This is a genomic window from Brevundimonas sp. KH_058 (assembly GCF_057838505.1).
Genome location: NZ_CM174469.1, coordinates 1,753,129 through 1,770,048 on the forward strand (window position 1 = coordinate 1,753,129; position 16,920 = coordinate 1,770,048).

The following is a 16,920-nucleotide window of genomic DNA, read 5'->3' on the forward strand; positions in this document are numbered from 1 at the left end:
GATTTGAAATGCTGAAGATTCGTCTGGCCCGCGGCGGCGCCAAGAAGCGCCCCTACTATCACATCGTCGTCGCCGACTCGCACTCGCCCCGCGACGGCAAGTTCATCGAGAAGGTCGGCAGCTACAACCCGATGCTGCCCAAGGACGGCGCCACCCCGCGCGTCGCCCTGAAGGTCGAGCGTATCGCCGAATGGCTCGGCAAGGGCGCCCAGCCGACCGACCGCGTCGCCCGCTTCCTGTCGCAGGACGAGACCCTGGGCCAGAAGGTCAAGTGGACCCAGTCCAACAACCCGAACAAGGCCCAGCCCGGCAAGAAGGCGCAAGAGCGCGCCGCTGAGCGCGCCCAGCGCGAAGCCGACCGTCTGGAAGCCGAAGCCGCCGCCAAGGTCGAGGCCGCTGAAGCCGCCGCCCGCGCCAAGGAAGAGGCCGCCGCCGCTGCCGCTGCTCCGGCTGTCGAAGAAGCCCCGGCTGAAGAAGCGCCTGCTGCTGAAGCCGCCGCCGAAGAGGCTCCGGCTGCTGAAGAATCGACCGAAGAAAAGGCCGAAGGCTAAGCCTTTCGGTTTGACGATGATCGAGGCGGCGTCTTTGGACGCCGCCTTTTTCATGCGCTAAGGACCAGCATGACTACGGACAGCAGATTGATCCTCGTCGGCCAGATCGGCGGCGGTTTCGGGGTGCGGGGCGAGGTGCGGGTGACCGCCTTCACCGCCGATCCCCTGGCTCTGACCGCCTATGGTCCGCTGCTGCGCGCCGACGGCACGGTGGCCCTGACCCTGACCTCGACACGGCCCGACAAGGCCGGCGTCGTCGGTCGGGCCAAGGAGATCGCCACCAAGGAAGAGGCCGACGCCCTGCGCGGCCTCAAGCTGCACGTCCCGCGCGACCGTTTCCCGGAACCGGAAGAGGACGAATTCTATCTCGCTGATCTGCTGGGCGTCGAAGTCCGCGACACAGCGGGCGCCGTTCTGGGAACAGTCAAGTCTGTGCAGAACTTCGGCGCCGACGACATGCTGGAGATCGCCCCCGCGACGGGCGGCCCAACCTGGTATCTGCCCTTCACCAAGGAAGCGACGCCCGAGCTGCACCTCGCCGACGGCTGGCTTCTGGCCGTGCCGCCGACCGAGGTGGGCGAGCGCGAGCCCGACTAGGCGTCTTCAACAGGGGCGTCTCCGACGTGCTTCTTGATCGATTCGATCGCGCGCTTGGCGCCCGACTTGTCGGAATAGCCTTCGGTCGAAAAGATGATCTCGGAATTGTATTTGAAGCGGACGCGGTATTCGCCAGCCTTGTCCTGATAGACTTCGAACTTGTGCGCCATCGGGCGTCTCCATTCCTGCGACCTGTGATCGGTCACGGCCAAGCTGGCATCGTCTCCCGTACGGTTCCAGACACAAGGCCGCGATCAAATGGCGCCGGCGACAGTTGCGAACCTCGCGCGCGACCCCGACATGGATGTTCATCACCAAGTCGAGGCTGAACGCATGACCGACCTGTCCGCCTTCCCGATCACCCGGCGCTGGCCGGCCCAGCATCCCGACCGCATCCAGCTCTATTCCCTGCCCACGCCCAATGGGGTGAAGGTGTCGATCATGCTGGAGGAGGTCGGCCTGGCCTATGAGCCGCATCTGGTCGACATCATGGCCAACGAGACCTGGGGGCCGGAATATCTGTCGCTGAACCCCAACGGCAAGATTCCCGCCATCCTCGACCCGAACGGGCCAGGCGGGCAGCCGCTGGCCCTGTTCGAATCCGGCGCCATCCTGATCTATCTGGCGGAGAAGACCGGCAAGCTGCTCTCGGCCGATCCGGCGACCCGCTACGAGACGATCCAGTGGGTCATGTTCCAGATGGGCGCGATCGGCCCGATGTTCGGCCAGTTGGGCTTCTTCCACCGCTTCGCCGGCAAGGACTATGAGGACAAGCGTCCGCGCGACCGCTACGTCGCCGAAAGCCGCCGCCTGCTGGGCGTGCTGGAGACGAGACTGGAAGGTCGAGACTGGATCGTTGGGGATTACTCCATCGCCGACGTCGCCACCCTGGGATGGGTCCGCAACCTGATCGGCTTCTACGAGGCGGGCGAGATCGTCGGCTTTGCGGACTTCCCCCGCGTCGCCGCCTGGCTGGAGCGGGGTCTGGCGCGTCCCGCCGTGCAGCGCGGACTGGAGATTCCGGCGCGTCACTGAACCGTCGTGCCCGGCGGGCATTATCTGACGACACAAACAGGAGCGCGACCGATGGGTATCTTCTCTTCGATTTGGAACAAGATCACGGGCCACAAGCCTAAGGCGGCCCCCACACCGGCGCCAACGCCGACCGCCAGCGTGACGCCGACGCCCGGCACGGCGGCCCCGACCGCCGCTCCGGCCCTGCCGCCCGTCGATGTCGAGGCGGTGCTCAGCGATCTGGCGGCGTCCAAGGGCGGCGGCGGCAACTGGCGCACCTCGATCGTCGATCTGCTGAAGCTGCTGGACCTGGATTCCAGCCTGGCGGCCCGCAAGGAACTGGCGGAAGAGCTGAACGTCCATGCCGGCGAGCACGGTTCAGCCGAACAGAACATCGCTCTGTCCAAGGCGGTCTGGAAGAAGCTGGCCGAAAACGGCGGTCAGGTGCCGGCGTCGCTGCGCGACTAACGCGCCTCAAGCAGCGCGATAGGCTAAAATAGAGAGGTGCTGGGTCAGGCTTGCGGTCTGATCCAGCGTCCGGCAGCCAAGGCCGCAAAGCCGACGACCAGACCCCAGAAGGCTGATCCCACCCCGAACAGGGCCAAGCCCGAAGCCGTCGCGGCGAACGTCAGCACGGCTGCCTCACGTGACGCCGTCTCGGCCACCATTCCTTGCAGAGCGCCCGTCAGAGGCGCGACCAACGCAAGACCCGTCACAGCCGCCAGCACTGCCGGCGGCATGGCGATAAAGAGCCCGGCCAGCGGCGCAGCGAACAGGGCCACGACCAGATAGAAGCCGCCATAGATCACGCCAACGACCCAACGTCGCGCGGGGTCGGGGTGTGCGTCAGGCCCGGTGCAGATCGCCGCCGTGATCGCCGCCAGATTGACCCCGTGTCCGCCGAACGGGGCGATCAGCAGGCTGGCGACGCCGGTGGACAGGATCAGCCGGTTGGTGGGCGGCGGATAGCCGGCGCTCTGCAACACGACCAGCCCCGGCAGGTTCTGCGCCGCCAGTGTCACCAGGAACAACGGAAAGCCCAGGCTGACCGCCGCCTTCCAGTCGAACACGGGCGCAAGGGGCTCCAGATGGCCGAACAGGCCTGTCCCTGCCGGCAGGACCAACTGTCCCCGTATCGCCAGCACCGCAAAGGCCGCCGCCAATACGGCCGGCAGGGTCCAGACCGGCCACAGACGTCGCGATACCAGAAACAGCGCGACCAGTCCGACGACCAGCACTGCCTCGTCAGGCACGACCCTGAACACTCTCAGCACAAAGGGCAGCAGCACCCCCGCCAGCATGGCCGAGGCGATGGCCGCCGGTATCCGCGACGCCAGCCGCCCCAGCGCCGGGATCAAGCCGGTCAGGATCATCAGCAGGGCGGCGAAGACGAAGGCGCCGATCGCCGTCGGCCACGACAGGCCCAGCGTCGAGGCCGCCAGCAGGGCCGCGCCCGGCGTTGACCAGGCCAGGACCACGGGGATCTTCAACCGCCAGCTCAACAGGGCTCCGGGCGCGCCGATACCCAGGCACAGGGCCGTCACCATCGATCCGATCTGACCGGCGTCCGCGCCCAGCGCCTGTCCCGCCTGCACGACCAAAGCGACGGTCCCGCCGAACCCGATCACCGTCGCCACGGCGGCCGACGAAAAGGCGGAGGCGGGCAGGGCGCGCATGGAAAAGGCCGGAGCAGTCATGCCCCGGCCTTAAACCGTCACCGTGAACGCCGGAAGAGCCTGATCAGGCCTTCCCGATCAACCTTCGATGTCGTCCGGCAGGCCCACGGCGTGGAAGCCCGCATCGACGTGGACGACCTCGCCCGTGGTCGAACGGCCGAGGTCCGAGCACAGCCACAGGGCCGCGCCGGCGACGCCCTCCATCGAGGTCTCTTCCTTGATCAGCGAGAACTGGGCCGACTTGGAGTGCAGGCCCCGCCCGCCCGAAATGCCGGCCAGCGACAGGGTGCGCATGGCCCCGGCCGAGATGGCGTTGACGCGGATGTTCTTGGGGCCCAGGTCGCGCGCGATGTAACGGGTCGCCGCCTCCAGCGCCGCCTTGGCCACGCCCATGGTGTTGTAGTTCGGGATGACCCGTTCCGACCCCAGATAGGTCAGGGTGATCAGGCTGCCGCCGTTCGGCATCAGCTTGGCGGCGCGCTTTGACACGTCCACAAAGCTGAAGGCCGAGATGTTCATGGCCAGCAGGAAGCTGTCGCGCGTGGTGTTGTCCACGAAGCTGCCCTTCAGCTCGTCCTTGTTGGCGAAGGCCACCGAATGGACGACGAAGTCGATCGTGCCGAAGGTCTTTTCCAGCTCGGCGAAGGCGGCGTCCATCGAGGCGTCGTCGGTGACGTCGGCCGGGATCAGCAGCTTGGCGCCGACGCTTTCGGCCAGCGGACGCACGCGCCGCTCCAGGCTTTCGCCCATATAGGTGAAGGCCAGTTCCGCGCCCTGCGCCGCCAGCTGCGAGGCGATGCCCCAGGCGATTGAACTGGAGTTCGCCACGCCCATGATCAGGCCCTTCTTGCCCTTCATGAGGTCGCCGGTCGGCATGTCCCAGCCTTCGGAATTGGCCATGGTTCGTCTCCTGATGATTTGCGCGGAGGGTTAGCAGGCGCGAGCCAAGCGCTCAACTTTTCCCTCCCCGCCTCGGGGAGGGTGGTCGCGCAGCGACCGGGTGGGGGCGACCCGGCAGGGGCGCGCTTGTCTTAGGCAAGATGGGTCAGTGGGGTGTCGCCTGGCCGCCCCCCAGCCGACCTCGCTGCGCTCGGCCACCCTCCCCGGAGCGGGGAGGGAGAGACGCCATGCTGATTTTTAAAGCAGGCCCGAGATCGCCGCGCGGGCGGCGGCGCCCAGGTCCGGGCGTTTCAGCGCCAGGGCGACATTGGCTTTCAGCAGGCCGATCTTGTCGCCGCAGTCGTGGGTCACGCCAGCGTATTCGACAGCGGTGAAGGCCTGATGCTGCATCAGCCGCGCCATGGCGTCGGTCAGCTGGATCTCGTTGCCGGCCCCGCGTTCCTGGGTCGCCAGCAGATCGAAGATTTCCGGCTGCAGAATGTAGCGGCCCGAGATCGACAGGTTGGACGGCGCCGTTCCGGCGGCGGGCTTTTCGACCATCCCCTTCATCTCGATCCGGTTGCCCTGGCGGCCGACGGGATCGACGATGCCGTATTTGTGGGCCTGTTCGATATCGACGGATTCCACGCCGATGATGTTGCCGCCGGTCTCGGCGTAGACTTCGGCCAGCTGTTTCAGGGCGCCGGGCTGCGAGTCCACGATCACGTCGGGCAGGATCACGGCGAACGGCTCATGGCCGATGATGTCGCGCGCGCACCAGACGGCGTGGCCCAGGCCCTTGGGCTGCATCTGGCGGGTGAAGCTCATCTCGCCGGCGGACGCCAGTTCGGCGTTCATCATCTCAAGGATTTCGATCTTGCCCTTGGCCAGCAGCTGGGCTTCCAGCTCGATCTGGTGATCGAAATAGTCCTCGATGGCGCCCTTGGAGCGGCCGGTGACGAAGACGATGTGCTCGATCCCGGCTTCGCGCGCCTCTTCGACGATGTAGGACAGGATCGGCCGATCGACGACGTTCAACAGTTCCTTGGGCGTAGTCTTGGTGCCGGGGAGGACGCGGGTGCCGAGGCCCGCGACGGGCAATACGGCCTTGCGCAGGCGCGCGGGCGTGGTGGTCATCAATATATCCTGACAGCTATCCCGCCCCTTCTAGCCGGTGCGGACCGGCGAAAGAAGGGGCGGGACGGCCGTCGGGTTCCGCCCTATTTGGCGGGGCGGGTCATGGGGGTCATGGAGGCGATGGTCGCGCGCTGGGCCAGCAGTTGATCTTCCGGCAGCGGGATCAGGCCGCGGTCTGCAAGATAGCCGCCCTTGCCGGCCGAACCTTCCGACAGGAACTCCTGCACGAACTGCTGCAGGCCGGGGATCACGCCGATGTGGGCCTTCTTCACATAGATGTAGAGGCTGCGTGACAGCGGATAGTCACCGCTGGCGATGGTGTCGGCGGTGGGCGCGACGCCGTCGATGGTCTCGGCCTTCACCGTATCCAGGTTCTGTTCCAGGAAGGAATAGCCGAATACACCCAGCGAGCCCGGCGTGCGGGTCAGGGTCTGGACGATGGCGTTGTCGTTCTCGCCGGAATCGATCCAGGCGCCGTCCTCGCGCACGGTATGCGCAATGCCCTCGAACCGGTCCTTGTCGCCCTCGATCGCCTTGACGGCCGGCACCAGCTTGGCGCCCGGCGTCATGCCCAGTTCCAGGAAGGCGTCGCGCGTGCCCGAGGTGGGCGGCGGGCCATAGACCTGGATGCGCTGGTTCGGAAGGCCGGCGTTGACCTGGTTCCAGGTCTTGGCCGGGTTGGCGACGAACGTCCCGTTCGGACCGGGCACTTCCTTGGCCAGGCCCTCGTACAGGTCGTTCAGTTCGAAGTTGAAGCCGTTGCCGTTACGGGCCGTGGCGATGACGATGCCGTCGAAGCCGATCTTGATCTCGACGATCTCGGTGACGCCGTTCTTGGCGCACAGGTCGAACTCGGACTGTTTCATCTGACGCGAGGCGTTGGCGATGTCCGGGGTGGTCGGGCCGACGCCCTGGCAGAAGGCCTGGATGCCGCCGCCGGTGCCCAGCGATTCGACGCGGGGCGCTGCGCCGTTGGAGGCGCGGGCGAAGGTCTCGGCGACGCGCGTGGCGAAGGGGAAGACGGTGGACGAACCGGCCGCCCAGATCCCGGCGCGCGTGCCGGACGACCCGCCGCCGTTGTCGCCACAGGCGGCCAGGGCCAGAAGGGCGGCGGCCGAAGCCGCCAGTTTCAGTGTGCGGATCATCCTGGGCTCTCCCTGAGCATCGATTTCGCGATGCTTAGAGCAGAGGATTATGACAGTCCCGCGAACGGGACTGTCGTCGCTACAGCAGGCGGCGACGCATGACCTGCGACAGGGTGTCGATCAGGGTCACGGCGACGACCACGACGATCACGATGGCCGAGACCGCGCGGAAGTCGAAGGCGTTCATGCTGTCGAACAGCACCTGACCGATGCCGCCCGCGCCGATCAGGCCGAGCACCGTCGCCGACCGGCTGTTGGATTCGAAGCGATAGAGGGCGAACGAGGTCCACAGCGGCGCGACCTGAGGCAGCACGCCCCAGACGATCTCGTGCAGCTTGCCGGCGCCGGTGGCGCGCACGCCCTCGACGGGCCCCTTGTCGATCGACTCGACGGCCTCCGAGAACAGCTTGGCCAGGACGCCGGCCGTATTCAGGGTGATGGCCAGGACGCCGGCCAGCGGTCCCAGGCCCACGGCGGTCACGAACAGCAGGCCGATGACCAGGTCGGGCACCGAACGCAGCAGGTTCATCACCCAGCGCACCGGGGTCACGATCCAGACGGGCGCGATGTTGCGCGCGGCGGCCAGACCCAGAGGAACGCCCAGGAAGACGGCCAGGAAGGTGCCCCACAGGGCGATCTGCACCGTCTCCCACATCTTGGCGACGAACATCTTCCAGTCGCTGAAGTCGGGGCGCAGCAGGTCGTGCACGAACAACTGGGTGCTCTCGTTGCCCGAGAACAGGCGCGAGATGTTCCGCAAATCGACGGCGTCGATGCTGTAGAGCAGGACGGCTGCGACGCCGCCCCACACCAGGATATCGGCCGCCCACGCCAGGGTGGATTTCTTGGGCGCCTCAGGGATGGAGAGGGCGGGGGACGCGACTGCGGTCAAGGCCGGACCTCACGCAGGCTGCGCAGGCGTTGAAGCTCGCGCTCGGCGGCGGCGGCGGCGGTCGTGTCGCCCTTGGCCCGGGCCTCGCCCAGCTTCTGGTCGGCGATCATCTCGCGAATGGGGTCCAGATAGCGGTCGTCGGCGGCGGCGAAGCGCGAATACTCCAGGTCCGCCAGGACCTTGCGCTGACGCTCGGCCTCGGCGCCTTCGCCCTGGCCATAGGTCAGGAAGAAGCTGCGGATTTTTTCCTTCAGCGCCGGATCCAGGTCCTCGCGCACGACGATGCCGCTCTCGGGAATGGGGGGGGAGGTCCAGATCTCCTCGATCTGGCCGGCCAGCTGCGGGTTCTCGCGGCGCATGAAGACGGTGTTGACGCTGTTGGACGTCGCCACTTCGATCACGCCGGTGGCGACGCCGAACGCGTTGGCCTGGTGGTTGGCCGAGCGCACGGTCTTGAAGCACTGAGCCGGGACCACGCCGCGCGGATTGAACAGGAAGGTCAGCGGGGCCAGGGTGCCCGACGTCGACTGGGCGTCGCCGATGCCGAAGTTGTACTGCTTGCCGCACGCCAGGACCTTGTCCAGCGTGATGCCCGAGCCCTTCTTGACGATCAGGGTCGACTGATAGCTGTCCAGACCTTCGCGGTTGACGGTGCGGGCGATGACCTCGGCCTTGGCGCGGTCGATGGCCTCGACCTCGGGCTTGGCCGAAAACCAGCCGACCTGGGTGTGGTTGCCGCGCATGGCCTCGACCAGAACCGTATAGTTCGAGCCGAAATAGGGTTTGACCGGCACGCCGATGGCCTTGGACATGTCGTCCAGCAGCGGCTGCCACATCGGGCCCGACGAGGCCTGGCCCTCGGCCGACAGGATCGAGAAGGTGATCTCGGTCGGCGCGCCGCCGGCCTTCTTGTCGTCACCGCCGCCACAGGCCGCCAGGCCCATGATCATCACAGCCGCGCCGGCAGCCGCCATCAGACGACGTGTGGGCGAAAAACGGGACAGGCTCATGCCTTGGTCTCCCAGAACGCGTCCTCGAATTCAGGACCGTAGATTTCGATCAGGCGTTGTTGGTCCAGCGCCGTTGACGGACCGTCATAGACGATCTTGCCGCCTTGCAGGGCGATGACGCGGTCGCAATAGCGGATGGCGTAGTCGACCTGGTGCAGGGTGACGATCACGCCCATGCCGTCGCGCTTGTTCAGCTCGACCAGCAGCTCCATCACCTTGCGCGCGGACACCGGGTCCAGCGAGGCGACGGGTTCGTCGGCCAGGATGGCCTTGGCGCCCTGCACGATGGCGCGGGCGATCGCGCCGCGCTGCTGCTGGCCGCCCGACAGGGTGTTGGCGCGCTGGGCGGCGTAGTCCGACACGCCGACGCGATGCAGGGCCGCCATGGCCTTGTCCTTGTCCGCCTGGGGCCAGGCCCCCAGCAGGCCCTTCCACGCGGGCAGGCGGCCGAGCGCGCCCAGCATGACGTTGGAGAACAGGCTGAGGCGGCCGACCAGGTTGAACTGCTGGAAGATCATGCCCAGCTTGCCGCGCGCCTTGCGCACGGAGCCGGTGACACGGCCGTCCTTTTGCACCGTCTCGCCGAAGACCTGGATGGTGCCCTTGCCCGCATCGATCGATTGCAGGCCGGTGATGGAGCGGAGCAGGGTGGACTTGCCCGAACCGGACGGGCCGATCAGGGCGACCATTTCGCCGGAGGCCACGGAAATCGAGACGCCGTCCAGCGCCTTTCGCGATCCGAAGGTCTTCGACACGTCGCGCGTCAGGACGAGCCCGGGGGAGACGGCGGCTGCGGATGAACTCATGAACTCGCTAGGAGGCTGTGGCGAAGGGGCGCCGCATGACGCGACGAAGGCGTCTAGGCAAGGCCTTAATCGCACGTCGGGCGCGATGTCGTCCAGTGCGGCGCTTTATGCACAGGGACAAGTCCAGCCCCTGCCATGAAAAAACCGCTTTACATGACAGTTCGCCATCCCCATATCGCGTCTTCCGGCGGACCCCGTAGGTCCTTTCTGCGCCGCTAACGCCGGTCTGGGTTTAACAATTAGCAGGGGGTTACGTGAATTGCGCACGTATCAGCTTCCCCTGGACCTGGTCCGTGAGCGGTCCCCTGAACGTCCCGTCGCCCTCGTGCGGCCGCGTTCGGTTTCCGTAGCGGCGCGCTGGTTCCAGGATAATCTAAAGGCCGACGTCTTCTACGCTGTGAAGGCCAACCCCTCGCGTTGGGTCGTCGAGACCCTGATCGAGGCGGGCGTTCGCGGGTTCGACGTGGCGTCCATCGCCGAGATCGAGCTTGTTCGCTCGGTCAGCCATGACGTGCGTCTGGCCTTCATGCACCCGGTCAAGAGCCGGTCCGCGATCACCAAGGCCTATTTCGATCACGGCGTGCGGACCTTCTCGCTCGACTGCGTCGATGAGCTGAACAAGATCCTCGACGCCACCGGCGGCGCGGACGACCTGAACCTGATCGTGCGCATGGCCGTCTCGGCCGACGGCGCGGCCTATACGCTTTCGGGCAAGTTCGGCGTCTCGTCAGATCAGGCTCCGGCGCTGCTGATGGAGACGCGCCAGGCGGTGAAGGAAGGCCTGATGGGCGTTTCGTTCCACGTCGGCAGCCAGTGCATGCGTCCGACTGCCTACCAAGCCGCCATGGCCCAAGTCGGGCGTTCGATCAGCCGTGCGGGCGTGATCGTCGATATCGTCGATGTCGGCGGCGGCTTCCCCTCGGTCTATCCGGGCATGGTCCCGCCGGACATGAGCGAATACGCCGACGCCATCCATCGCGGCTTCAACGACATGCCGGTGTCGGAAACGACCGAGCTGTGGTGCGAGCCCGGCCGGGCGCTGGTCGCCGAATCCTCGTCGATCCTGGCCCGTGTCGACCTGCGCAAGGGCGACGCCCTTTATCTGAACGACGGCTCCTACGGCTCGCTGTTCGACGCGACCCACTCGCGCTGGCCCTTCCCGACCAAGCTGGTTCGGGACGGCGAGGCGGCGAGCGATCTGAAGGCGTTCCAGTTCTACGGTCCGACCTGCGATTCCATCGACCATATGCCCGGCCCGTTCTGGCTGCCGGCCGATGTGCGTGAAGGCGACTTCATCGAGATCGGCATGCTGGGCGCCTATGGCGTTGCGATGTCGACCGGCTTCAACGGCTATGGCGAGCACGATCTCGCCGTGGTCGAGGACGCCCCGATGGCCTCGCTCTACGGTCTGGCCCCGCGCTCCATCCCCACCGTGCGCACCACGGCGGAAGAGAACGCCCGCAAGGTCGTGCGCCTGTCACGTCCCAAGGGTAAGGCCGGTCAGCGCAAGTCGCGCCGGAAGTAGGTCGCTACGCTGATCGTGAGAGGTAATTCGTGAGTCGTGATTGGCAACCATGAGCGACTTGCGAACCCACCGCGATCTTGATGCCTGGAAGTTGTCGCTCGACTGGGTCGAAGCCGTTTATCGGTGTTCGGCTTCATGGCCGTCTGATGAGCGGTTCGGCCTGATCAGTCAGGTTCGTCGTGCAGCCGTCAGCGTGGCGGCCAATATCGCGGAGGGAGCGGGCCGAAACGGAACGGGCGAATTTGTTCACTTCATCGGCATCGCGCGCGGGTCGCTCGCCGAGGTCGAAACCCATCTCCTCATCGCCTCGCGTCTCGGCTATCTAACGACTGACCATCTCCAGACTTTGCTTGCCGACATGGAACGGATCGGGCGCATGCTCTCCGGCCTTTCGACACGACTGAAGCAACGCCACAAGACCTGACCGCATTCATCCTGTTCACGCCTTACGATTCACGAGTCACCCATGACCGCCAACACCAAGGCCCAGCTGCTGCAGAATGTCGTCGAGCACGTGGACATCACGTCCTTCGACGCCCGGCCGATCATCGACAGCATGCGCAAGATGTCATTCAGCTCGCGCGACACCGCCCGCGCCGCCGACATCTTCTCCATGGCCATCGAGGACAAGGACTGCTCGCCCTGGCTGATCCTGGCCGGCTCGACCTCGGCCGGCGGCTGCATGCATGTGTACCGCGACATGGTGAAGTTCGGCATGGTGGACGCCGTCGTCGCCACCGGCGCCTCGATCGTGGACATGGATTTCTTCGAGGCCCTGGGCTTCAAACACTATCAGGCCGCCGGCGAGGTGGACGACAACGTCCTGCGCGAAAACTACATCGACCGGATCTACGACACCTATATCGACGAGGAAGAGCTCCAGGCCTGCGACCACACTATCCTGGAGATCGCCAACCGGCTTGAGCCGCGCGGCTATTCCTCGCGCGAATTCATCTGGGAAATGGGCAAATGGTTGAGCGAGGGCAACGCCAAGAAGCCCGGCTCGCTGATCCAGACCGCCTATGAAGAGGGCGTGCCGATCTTCTGCCCGGCCTTCGTCGACAGCTCGGCCGGCTTCGGCCTGGTCAAGCACCAGAAGGAACGCGCCGCCGCCGGCCTGCCCTATCTGATGCTGGACGCCATTGCCGACTTCCGCGAACTGACCGACATCAAGATCGCCGCCGGCGTCACCGGCCTGTTCATGGTCGGCGGCGGCGTGCCCAAGAACTTCGCTCAGGACACCGTCGTCTGCGCCGAAATCCTCGGCGTCGAAGCCGAGATGCACCGCTATGCAGTCCAGATCACCGTCGCCGACGTCCGCGACGGCGCCTGCTCGTCCTCGACGCTGAAAGAGGCCGCCTCCTGGGGCAAGGTCCAAACGACCCACGAACAGATGGTCTTCGCCGAAGCCACCACGGTTGTGCCCCTGATCGGCTCCGACGCCTATCACCGCGGCGCCTGGAAGACCCGCGACAAGCGCCGCTGGAACAAGCTGTTCGGCAAGTAAATCAGTCGTCGGTTTCCTTCTCCCCTTGGGGGAGAAGGTGGCCGGCGGAGCCGGTCGGATGAGGGGGCTGTGTCCGCCCCACAGCATGCCGACGTATGGCGTCCAATACGACCGCCGGGTTTCTTGAAAACTCCGCGTTCCGAAACCGCAGCACCGTATAGCCCGCCGCCTCGATTCGAGCGTCCCGAACGGCGTCCCGCGCCTCGTGCAGATCATGCACGCCGCCATCCAGTTCGATCACAAGCTTGATCTCGTGACAGGCGAAGTCGGCGATGGCGCCCGCAACCGGCGCCTGCCGTCGAAACTTCAATCCATCCAGCTGTCGGTTACGCAGCATCGACCATAATACGGCCTCCGCCCCCGTCATGTCGGCGCGAAGGCGACGTGACTGTCCGGTGCTTCTCGGCGACTGCCACATCTGTTTCCGGCAGCCCCCTCATCCGGCCCTACGGGCCACCTTCTCCCCCGAGGGGAGAAGGATCAAGAGGCCGCGCAGGCCTCGAAGCCCTTGCGCAGTTCGGCCTCGTCCAGATCGCGGCCGATGAAGACGGCGCGGCTCCAGCGGCGTTCGGCGACACCCCATTCGCGTTGCAGGTCGCCTTCCAGGATCATGTGCACGGCCTGGAAGACCAGGCGGCGGTCCTCGCCCTGGACGTCGATGATGCCCTTGGCGCGCAGGATGTTCTGGCCCTGCTCACCCAGCAGCTTGTCCAGCCAGGCGGTAAATTTAGTCCCGTCCAGCGGTCGGTCCAGCGACAGGGAGATGCCCTTGATATCGTCCTGATGGGCGTGACCTCGCGCGCCATGGGCGTGATCGTGGTGATGATGATCGTGCCCGTGATCATGGTCATGGTCGTGATGATCGTGGCCGCAGGCCTCGTCATGCACATGGCCGTCCGCGCCATGCGGCGGGTTCACGAAATCCGGCTTGACCTCCAGGATCCGCTCCAGATCGAAGGCGTGCAGGCCCAACACCTGGTCCAGCGGTACGTTGGACCGCTCGGCCCGCACAATGGGCGCCAGCGGGTTCAGCGCCCGCAGACGCGCCTCGACCGCGTCCAGTTCGTCCGCCGTCGCCAGATCCACCTTGTTCAGGATGATCCGGTCGGCGAAGGCCACCTGCTCGCGGGCCTCTTTGGAATCGTCCAGCCGCGCCATCACGTGCTTGGCGTCGACTAGTGTGGTGACGCTGTCCAACTGGGTCTTGGCCTTGACGTCCTCGTCCACGAAGAAGGTCTGGGCCACCGGGCCGGGGTCGGCGAGACCCGTGGTCTCGACGATGATGGCGTCGAAGGCGGGCTTTCCGGGGCGCTGGCGCTTCATCAGCCCCGCAACCACGCGGATCAGGTCGCCGCGCACCGTACAGCAGACGCATCCGTTGTTCATCTCGAACACGTCCTCGTCGGCGCCGACCACCAGGTCGTTGTCGATGCCGATCTCGCCGAACTCGTTGACGATGACGGCGTAACGCTTGCCGTGGTCCTCGGTCAGGATCCGGTTCAGCAGCGTCGTCTTGCCCGCGCCGAGATAGCCGGTCAGGACGGTGACGGGGATCTTGCCCCCAGAGCCTTGAGAGGATGCGGCGGTCGAGGCGGGGGCGGCGAGGGTGTCAGTCATCGCCGCTAGATGGCGGCTGACATCACGCTTGGGAAGAGGGGCTAGGCCTTCTTCACGAACTCGACGCGCAGGACCAGACCGCGCACCTTGTCGACATTGGCCTCGATCTCGTCCGTGTCGCCGGTCAGGCGGATGTTCTTGACCAGCGTCCCGCGCTTCAGCGTCACCCCGCCCGAACCCTTGACCTTGAGATCCTTGATCAGGGTCACGCTGTCGCCGTCGGCCAGGATGTTGCCGTTGGAATCTTTGGTCACGTCATCGGTCATGGCGAAGCTTCTAGCGACTGGTTCGGCGAATATCCACACTCAACCTATGGGAATTCACGCATCGTCTCCTCCCCGCTTTGCGGGGAGGGGGACCGCGTAGCGGTGGAGGGGTTCTTGAAGTCCCACCGACGCTTGCGATGCGGTCCAGAACCCCTCCATAACGGCGCGCAAGAGCGCCGCGCCACCTCCCCATAAATGGGGAGGAGACGGTTCAGTCCGGCACGTTCGCGTCCAGTTCGTCCAGCCACACTCGCGCGTTTCCATCTGACGGCGCGCGCCAGTCGCCGCGTGGCGACAGCGACCCGCCGGTGACCACCTTGGGCCCGTTCGGCAGGGCCGAACGCTTGAACTGCGATGTCTGGAAGAACCGCACCAGGAACTTCCTCAGCCAGCCCTTGATCGTCGCCAGATCGTATTCGACTTTCTCGTCTTCGGGCGTGTTCGCCGGCCATTCGCCCGCGCCCGCATCGCCCCAGGCTTGGTGCGCCAGGAAAGCGACCTTGGACGGCTTCAGCCCGAACCGGCTGATGTAGAACAGGAAGAAGTCGTTCAGCGCATAGGGGCCGACCGTCCCCTCGGTCGACTGGATCACGCCATCTTTCGCCGGCACCAGTTCAGGCGAAATCTCGGTGTCCAGAATGGCGTGCAGCGTCTCGCGCGCGCCCGCGCCGATCAGGTCGCCGACCGCCACCCAGCGGATCAGGTGGCGGATCAGCGTCTTCGCCACCCCGCCGTTGACGTTGTAGTGGCTCATATGGTCGCCGACGCCGTAGGTGGCCCAGCCCAGCGCCAGTTCCGACAGGTCGCCGGTCCCCAGGACGAACGCCTTGTTCTGGTTGGCCAGCCGGAACAGATAGTCGGTCCTCAGCCCCGCCTGCACGTTCTCGAAGGTGATGTCGTGGATCGGCTGACCCTCGGCATAGGGGTGGCCGATGTCCCTGAACATCTGTTCGGCGGCGGGGCGGATGTCGATCTCGGCGCCCTTGACGCCCAGCGCGTTCATCAGCGCCCAGGCGTTGGACCTGGTCCCGTCCGAGGTGGCGAAGCCCGGCATGGTGAAGGCCAGGATGTTCGTGCGCGGCAACTCCAGCCGGTCGAAGGCGCGACAGGCGACCAGCAGGGCCTGGGTCGAATCCAGCCCGCCCGAGACGCCGATCACTAGCGACTTCGCCCCCGTCGCCGTCATCCGGCGCATCAACCCTTGCACCTGGATGTTGAAGGCCTCGTAGCAGTCCTGATCCAGCCGCCCCGCGTCGTCCGGTACGAAGGGGAACCGGTCCAGCGGCCGGATCAGCTCGCTGGCTTCGTGGTCCTCGCGCGCCATGAAGGGCACGACGGTCGCCGGCTCGCCTTCGTTCCTCGCGCATTCGGCGAAGGTGCCGTTCCTCAATCGGTCCAGCCCGATCCCGTCCACGTCCACGTCGGCGAGCGTCAGATGGCTGTCCAGGGCGAACCGTTCGCCTTCGGCCAGTTTCGAGCCCAGCTCATGGACCGTCGCCTGGCCGTCCCAGGCCAGATCGGTGGTGCTTTCGCCCCAGCCTGAGGCGGCGAAGACATAGGCCGACAGGGTCCGCGCCGAATGGCTGGCGCTCAGCATGGCGCGCTCGTCGGCCTTGCCGATGACGATGTTGGACGCCGACAGGTTCAGCAGGATCCGCGCCCCCGCCAGCGCCGCCCGGGTCGAAGGCGGCAGCGGCGCCCAATAGTCCTCGCAGATCTCGACCGCGAAGACGAAGCCCGGCCGGTTGACCGCCTCGAACACCAAGCCGGGTGCGAAATCCACCGTCTCGCCGTTCAGCCGGATCACGTCCTCGGCGCGCGCCGTCGCCGGCGCGAACCAGCGTTTCTCGTAATATTCGCGGTAGTTGGGCAGATAGGTCTTGGGCACGACCCCCAGCACCTCGCCCGCGCCCATCACCACCGCACAGTTATAGAGGGCGTCGCCGTTGCGGATCGGCGCTCCGATGACGGCAACCAGATCATGCTCGCCAGTCGCCTGGGCGATGACCGCGATCTGCCGCTCGACCTCCTCCAGCAGCGCCGCCTGCATGTGCAGGTCGTCGATCGCATAGGCCGACAGAGACAGCTCGGGAAACACCATCAGGTCCACGCCCTGATCGGCCGCCTGACGGATCAGGGCGACGTGTTCCTGCGCATTAGCCTTTGGATCGCCGACATGGCTGATCGGCGTCGCCGCCGCCACGCGCACGAAGCCGTGCGTCTTGGGCGAGAAGAAGGAGGTGGCGTCTACCATCGGATCGTCCGCTGCATCCGGCGCGCGCCGGTCGTCGCCCTTCA

The 16,920-nt window shown here is 66.2% G+C and carries 19 protein-coding genes; 7 read left to right on the plus strand and 12 right to left on the minus strand.

The genetic code is table 11. The annotated features are described in order from the left end of the window. Positions 1-8: 8 nt before the first annotated feature. Both rpsP and rimM read left to right on the plus strand, forming a co-directional pair. A complete protein-coding gene (gene rpsP / locus AC3ISA_RS08315) occupies positions 9-551 on the plus strand; it encodes a 30S ribosomal protein S16 (RefSeq protein ID WP_489177506.1) in 543 nt (180 codons plus the stop codon). A 69-nt stretch (positions 552-620) separates the two neighbouring features. Then, the gene (gene rimM / locus AC3ISA_RS08320; RefSeq protein ID WP_489177507.1) at positions 621-1,148 is read left to right on the plus strand and encodes a ribosome maturation factor RimM; all 528 of its coding nucleotides are present in this window, start codon (positions 621-623) and stop codon (positions 1,146-1,148) included. Here rimM and AC3ISA_RS08325 read toward each other — a convergent pair. Continuing rightward, the gene (locus tag AC3ISA_RS08325) at positions 1,145-1,318 is read right to left on the minus strand and encodes a YegP family protein (protein ID WP_087120843.1); all 174 of its coding nucleotides are present in this window, start codon (positions 1,316-1,318) and stop codon (positions 1,145-1,147) included. The genes rimM and AC3ISA_RS08325 overlap by 4 nt on opposite strands. A 163-nt stretch (positions 1,319-1,481) precedes the next feature. Here AC3ISA_RS08325 and AC3ISA_RS08330 point away from each other — a divergent pair, with 163 nt between their 5' ends. Then, a complete protein-coding gene (locus tag AC3ISA_RS08330) occupies positions 1,482-2,183 on the plus strand; it encodes a glutathione S-transferase N-terminal domain-containing protein (protein WP_489177508.1) in 702 nt (233 codons plus the stop codon). Positions 2,184-2,234: 51 nt separating this feature from the next. After that, positions 2,235-2,630, plus strand: coding sequence for a DUF3597 family protein (locus tag AC3ISA_RS08335; RefSeq protein WP_372691400.1), 396 nt, complete (start codon positions 2,235-2,237; stop codon positions 2,628-2,630). 44 nt (positions 2,631-2,674) lie between these two features. Here the strand turns inward: AC3ISA_RS08335 and AC3ISA_RS08340 are convergent, their stop codons facing one another. The 7 genes from AC3ISA_RS08340 to phnC all read right to left on the minus strand — a co-directional run bounded on the left by AC3ISA_RS08340 (position 2,675) and on the right by phnC (position 9,707). After that, positions 2,675-3,859, minus strand: coding sequence for a benzoate/H(+) symporter BenE family transporter (locus tag AC3ISA_RS08340; protein ID WP_489177509.1), 1,185 nt, complete (start codon positions 3,857-3,859; stop codon positions 2,675-2,677). 57 nt (positions 3,860-3,916) lie between these two features. Continuing rightward, positions 3,917-4,714 (minus strand): enoyl-ACP reductase FabI, encoded by a 798-nt coding sequence (locus AC3ISA_RS08345; RefSeq protein ID WP_489180083.1) that lies wholly within the window; start codon positions 4,712-4,714, stop codon positions 3,917-3,919. 261 nt (positions 4,715-4,975) lie between these two features. Continuing rightward, positions 4,976-5,854, minus strand: a complete 879-nt coding sequence (gene galU / locus AC3ISA_RS08350) for a UTP--glucose-1-phosphate uridylyltransferase GalU (RefSeq protein WP_489177511.1) — start codon at positions 5,852-5,854, stop codon at positions 4,976-4,978. Positions 5,855-5,937: 83 nt separating this feature from the next. Beyond that, a complete protein-coding gene (locus AC3ISA_RS08355) occupies positions 5,938-6,999 on the minus strand; it encodes a substrate-binding domain-containing protein (protein WP_489177512.1) in 1,062 nt (353 codons plus the stop codon). A gap of 79 nt (positions 7,000-7,078) precedes the next feature. Continuing rightward, positions 7,079-7,891: a phosphonate ABC transporter, permease protein PhnE gene (gene phnE, locus AC3ISA_RS08360; RefSeq protein ID WP_428153699.1), complete on the minus strand. Its 813-nt coding sequence runs from the start codon at positions 7,889-7,891 to the stop codon at positions 7,079-7,081. After that, a complete protein-coding gene (gene phnD / locus AC3ISA_RS08365; RefSeq protein ID WP_489177513.1) occupies positions 7,888-8,901 on the minus strand; it encodes a phosphate/phosphite/phosphonate ABC transporter substrate-binding protein in 1,014 nt (337 codons plus the stop codon). The genes phnE and phnD overlap by 4 nt, the downstream gene beginning before the upstream one ends. After that, complete coding sequence (phnC, locus tag AC3ISA_RS08370) at positions 8,898-9,707, minus strand: phosphonate ABC transporter ATP-binding protein (RefSeq protein ID WP_489177514.1); 810 nt, start codon at positions 9,705-9,707, stop codon at positions 8,898-8,900. Before phnC ends, phnD begins: the two co-directional genes overlap by 4 nt. A 259-nt stretch (positions 9,708-9,966) precedes the next feature. Here phnC and AC3ISA_RS08375 point away from each other — a divergent pair, with 259 nt between their 5' ends. Genes AC3ISA_RS08375 through AC3ISA_RS08385 form a run of 3 tightly spaced genes read left to right on the plus strand, consistent with a single transcriptional unit; the run spans position 9,967 to position 12,739 of the window. Then, complete coding sequence (locus AC3ISA_RS08375; protein WP_489177515.1) at positions 9,967-11,232, plus strand: type III PLP-dependent enzyme; 1,266 nt, start codon at positions 9,967-9,969, stop codon at positions 11,230-11,232. 49 nt (positions 11,233-11,281) lie between these two features. Next, positions 11,282-11,656: a four helix bundle protein gene (locus AC3ISA_RS08380; protein WP_489177516.1), complete on the plus strand. Its 375-nt coding sequence runs from the start codon at positions 11,282-11,284 to the stop codon at positions 11,654-11,656. A 42-nt stretch (positions 11,657-11,698) separates the two neighbouring features. Then, positions 11,699-12,739 (plus strand): 1,9-bis(guanidino)-5-aza-nonane synthase, encoded by a 1,041-nt coding sequence (locus tag AC3ISA_RS08385; protein ID WP_489177517.1) that lies wholly within the window; start codon positions 11,699-11,701, stop codon positions 12,737-12,739. A 1-nt stretch (position 12,740) separates the two neighbouring features. On the opposite strand, the gene AC3ISA_RS08390 is transcribed toward AC3ISA_RS08385, so the two are convergent. The 4 genes from AC3ISA_RS08390 to AC3ISA_RS08405 form a co-directional block, all read right to left on the minus strand. Next, on the minus strand, positions 12,741-13,157 hold the full coding sequence (locus tag AC3ISA_RS08390) for an endonuclease domain-containing protein (RefSeq protein ID WP_489177518.1): 417 nt from the start codon (positions 13,155-13,157) through the stop codon (positions 12,741-12,743). Positions 13,158-13,219: 62 nt separating this feature from the next. Then, positions 13,220-14,356 carry a CobW family GTP-binding protein gene (locus AC3ISA_RS08395; protein WP_489177519.1) on the minus strand — a complete coding sequence of 379 codons (1,137 nt, stop codon included), beginning with the start codon at positions 14,354-14,356 and terminating at the stop codon, positions 13,220-13,222. Positions 14,357-14,397: 41 nt separating this feature from the next. Then, positions 14,398-14,622, minus strand: coding sequence for an alkylphosphonate utilization protein (locus tag AC3ISA_RS08400; RefSeq protein ID WP_159846931.1), 225 nt, complete (start codon positions 14,620-14,622; stop codon positions 14,398-14,400). A gap of 211 nt (positions 14,623-14,833) precedes the next feature. Further along, positions 14,834-16,876: an NAD(+) synthase gene (locus AC3ISA_RS08405; protein ID WP_489177520.1), complete on the minus strand. Its 2,043-nt coding sequence runs from the start codon at positions 16,874-16,876 to the stop codon at positions 14,834-14,836. Positions 16,877-16,920 lie beyond the last annotated feature (44 nt).